The organism is Candidatus Arsenophonus phytopathogenicus (assembly GCF_056113345.1).
In genome coordinates this window covers 1-3,076 of record NZ_JBUIOB010000002.1, presented here as the reverse complement: position 1 = coordinate 3,076, position 3,076 = coordinate 1, and the positions used below count along the sequence as shown (strand labels likewise).

The 3,076-nt window shown below is 39.3% G+C and carries 7 protein-coding genes; 5 read left to right on the top strand and 2 right to left on the bottom strand.

Annotated features, from left to right (window positions below; translation table 11 throughout):
• The first annotated feature begins 220 nt into the window (after positions 1–220).
• From AC01GB_RS00235 to AC01GB_RS00220, 4 genes are all read left to right on the top strand, one after another.
• Entirely contained in the window at positions 221–550 is a 330-nt protein-coding gene (locus AC01GB_RS00235) for a helix-turn-helix domain-containing protein (RefSeq protein ID WP_474449714.1), read from the top strand.
• Between the two features lie 142 nt (positions 551–692).
• The gene (locus AC01GB_RS00230; protein ID WP_474449713.1) at positions 693–1,124 is read left to right on the top strand and encodes a recombination protein NinB; all 432 of its coding nucleotides are present in this window, start codon (positions 693–695) and stop codon (positions 1,122–1,124) included.
• Positions 1,125–1,135: 11 nt separating this feature from the next.
• A complete protein-coding gene (locus AC01GB_RS00225) occupies positions 1,136–1,795 on the top strand; it encodes a metallophosphoesterase (RefSeq protein ID WP_474449712.1) in 660 nt (219 codons plus the stop codon).
• 76 nt (positions 1,796–1,871) lie between these two features.
• On the top strand, positions 1,872–2,066 hold the full coding sequence (locus tag AC01GB_RS00220) for a RusA family crossover junction endodeoxyribonuclease (RefSeq protein WP_474449711.1): 195 nt from the start codon (positions 1,872–1,874) through the stop codon (positions 2,064–2,066).
• A gap of 16 nt (positions 2,067–2,082) precedes the next feature.
• Here AC01GB_RS00220 and AC01GB_RS00215 read toward each other — a convergent pair whose 3' ends face one another.
• Positions 2,083–2,373: a hypothetical protein gene (locus AC01GB_RS00215; RefSeq protein WP_474449710.1), complete on the bottom strand. Its 291-nt coding sequence runs from the start codon at positions 2,371–2,373 to the stop codon at positions 2,083–2,085.
• Between the two features lie 38 nt (positions 2,374–2,411).
• On the opposite strand from AC01GB_RS00215, the gene AC01GB_RS00210 reads away from it, so the two are divergent.
• Positions 2,412–2,759: an antiterminator Q family protein gene (locus tag AC01GB_RS00210; RefSeq protein WP_474449709.1), complete on the top strand. Its 348-nt coding sequence runs from the start codon at positions 2,412–2,414 to the stop codon at positions 2,757–2,759.
• Between the two features lie 80 nt (positions 2,760–2,839).
• Here the strand turns inward: AC01GB_RS00210 and AC01GB_RS00205 are convergent.
• On the bottom strand, positions 2,840–3,076 hold a 237-nt coding region (locus tag AC01GB_RS00205; RefSeq protein WP_474449708.1), incomplete at its 5' end, for a hypothetical protein.

Sequence of the window (3,076 nt, the reverse complement as noted above, 5' to 3'; positions counted from 1 at the left end):
TGAAATACCAAATCGAAGCAACCATTGTTAAGAATGGTGGCGAGCCTGTTCAGTTTAACTTTAATGAAACATTAGTTAAATAGAAATTAATTAACAGAATTTAGTTGATTATTTTTTTTTAATGTAAACATAATGACGTGTGAGTATAAATAATTTTTACTCAACTGGTTAGATTAGAGGTTAAATTATCTTAACACCGTTTGGTAAAATTGTAAGAATAATGCGTATGGATTTAGGTATTAACTTGAAATGCATGGCTGAATCTATTGGTATGACATCTTCTTATCTTTCCTCAATCGAAACGGGCAAAAGAGCTATTACGCCGCAAATTTTAGATAATATTGTCTCATACCTTGCTAAAAATGAAGAAGAGTCGATCAACCTGAGAAAGGCAGCAAGAGATTCCCAGCAATCGGTGGAGATAAGTTTGTCTGGCAAAAGTACCAATGCAAGAAAGGCCGCTATGTCTTTCGCTAGAAAGTTTGATGACTTAAACGAAGATGATTTTGCTAGACTTTTAAATTTACTTAATAGGAATAAACACAAGTAATAGGGAGATTCAAGATTTGAGCGGTTCTGTATACAAAGTGCCTATCTTGAGCCGAATGGAAATTCGTAACTTCACAGATACAATTAGACAAAAGGTAAAAATTTCAGGTGCATAAAAATGAGATAATAGGCAGGAGGCGCATTTGGAAGACAAACTACTCTTCCACGAATCAACGAAACAATCCGTCTGGCAAACACTAAAAGCCGTCCTCGCAACAAACCAACCGCATCAACTCATCATTAAGCCTTACCGAAAAACTCGCTCACTCTCTCAAAACTCACTTTTTCACCTGTGGACAGGGGAGATAAGCAAGTATTTGTGTGCTAACGGCGCTCACTTCACACCTGAGCAAGTGAAGGAAATGCTTAAGCACACATTTCTTGGCTATGAAGTGGTCGAGCGTATTGATGTGACCACACAGGAGCCAGAGCGCGTCAGAGCGCTCAGGAGGACATCAAAGCTTGATACGGGGGAAATGCATGTCTTTATGCAAAAAGTGGAATGCTGGGCGATTGGCATCGGTTGTTTCGTGACAATACCGGAAAGCTCGGAGTATATGAAATTAAAAAAGTAGCAGGATAAATAATGACAACTTTAAACGATGCAGTTTATCAGCGAATCGATGGTGATCAATATCGTCACATTTATGCCGTAGGTGACTTGCATGGCTGCTATGCGTTACTAATGGAAAAAATACAACATTTTGATTTTGATGAAGAAAAAGATTTGATTATATCTGTTGGTGATTTAATAGATAGGGGTGATCAGAATGTTGAGTGTCTTGATCTATTAAATGAGAAATGGTTTAAGGCAGTTCGTGGTAATCATGAAGAAATGGCTATTAATGCATTGAAAACAGGCGATCTTGACGGTTGGATATATAACGGTGGCCAATGGTTTTTTATGCTTGATTATGAACAGGAAATATTAGCAAAGACATGTTTAAAATTAGCCGAAAAATTACCTCTCATTATTGAATTAAATGTTAATAACAAAAAAATAATCATTGCTCATGCTGACTATCCTGATGATGAATATGAATTTGGAAGGGATATTAATGAAATCGATGTTGTCTGGAGCAGGGATAGAATTAGCAAAAGGGAAAGTAGAGAAATTAAAGGCGCTGACCTTTTTATATTCGGGCATACTCCATTAATTAAAGGTTCTTGGCGTAGAAGCAATCAAGAATACATAGATACAGGGGCAGTATTTGGTAACGAACTGACATTAAAGAAAATAAAATGAATGCGTTATTAATAATATCTCTCGTTGTTTTCTGCATTATTTTTTGGTTATTAATCGCATTTGGAAACTTATAATATTGGAAAAATTTAAAATCACCGTTCCTTTCCCTCCTTCCGTAAATCACTACTGGTATCACGCAAAACACAAACACTTCATCACCGCAAAAGGGAGATTATACCGCCAGTCGGTAGTTGCAGAAATCCTGCATCAAAAGCTTTGTAAGCGATTATCGCAACGTTTAGGGGTTGAGTATAGGGGTGCATCCACCTGACCGTCGAAAGCGAGATTTAGATAACCTGATGAGAGCACCTATTGACGCACTCTGTCATGGTGGGTTGAGATAGGGGTGTATGCTCACCTAGACGCGTTGCACGTTGAGCGAGATTTAGGATAACCTGATGAAGGGCGGAAACCGGTTGATGCACCATCTGGGCATTGGCGTGGTCAGATAACCGACATGCAAGCGCAGGGCAGTATGTGTTGCACGTTGAGCGAAAGGAAATCATTAAGGGCGGGAAACTGGTTATCACCATTTGGGAATTAGCGTAATCAAGAAACCAACATTCAACGCAGGGCATTAAGACCATGCCTCTATTCACATTTTGCCGGAGGGGAGATGAGCAGGCACGTAAAAGATTTACTGGAAGCATGGGGAAACTGGAGCATGACCCGCATTGGAACCGAGTACAAAGGTATGTCTACCATTGCTCCTGTTAAATTCGACGATGACAGACCCTGGTTAAGTGATGAGGAAGGTGAAATTGTTGATAAAGCAGTAGCAGGATTGAAGAAATATGACATCGATGGATACAATATCATTTGCTTACATTATCAGCATCATATTTCATGCCGGATGATAGCTAAAAACTGGAAGAAAAGACCGGATTATATCACTGCGTACATGGGTAGGGCTGAATCCTACATAGCTGGCACGGTTCACACTCTCCTTAAAGCAACAAAGTAAAATGCTTGACTGTCCGTACATCCGTACAGTATTATATGCTATAGTAGAGCAGAGCTATTGAGTTAGCGCTTAAACATATATTAGAGCCTCGCTTTTTGCGGGGTTTTCTTTTTGGTTGTGTTGTTACCCAAATAGTTATATCTTGTTTGTGCACTACTTTTTATAAGCTCGTAGGGTACATAAGGTAAATAAGGCAGTAGTGCATAGCCCCATGTGAAAGCGTGGGGTTTTTCATTTACGCCACCGCCATACTTCCAAATTAAGTAACTAAAACGAGTAAGGCGGCTGGCTACCGTTCTGTTTTTAAAGAGGTCGCT